At 47.0% G+C, this 464-nt stretch carries 1 protein-coding gene; it reads right to left on the reverse strand.

Annotated elements, in window-relative coordinates:
- Positions 1-97 precede the first annotated feature (97 nt).
- Positions 98-464: HAD-IA family hydrolase (locus tag ACTHUR_RS20160; RefSeq protein WP_440400569.1), on the reverse strand; the 367-nt coding region annotated here is incomplete at its 5' end.

Raw genomic sequence — 464 nt, forward strand, 5'->3', positions numbered from 1 at the left:
GATATGGAAGGGGAGGGATTTAAACTACATTGAATTACATTTCAGACGGCCTGATTAGGTGAAAGCACTAAAAAGGCCGTCTGAAAATAAAGCCGAATTATTCTTCGTCTTTGTTTTTTTGCGGTTGCAGATTTTCGTAGATTTCAGGCAGGGCTCGAATCAACAAATCAGGTTTGGTCGCTTTGTCTTGGGAGAGCAAGGTCATGTCGCCGTAGCCGAATGTTACGCCGACGCTGAAGCAACCGGCCGCTTTGGCGGCAATAATGTCATTTTTGGAGTCGCCCACCATCAGCATATTGGCAACGTCGATGCCCAAAACTTCGGCCGCATGTTGAAGCGGCAATGGGCTGGGTTTTTTCTCAGTCAGGCTGTCTCCGCCGAGAACCAAGCTGAAATAGCCGTCGAGATTGAGTTGTTTCAGCAACTCAGCAGCCAGAATTTCATTTTTATTGGTAATGACAACC

Source organism: Neisseria sp. P0021.S007 (genome assembly GCF_051956855.1).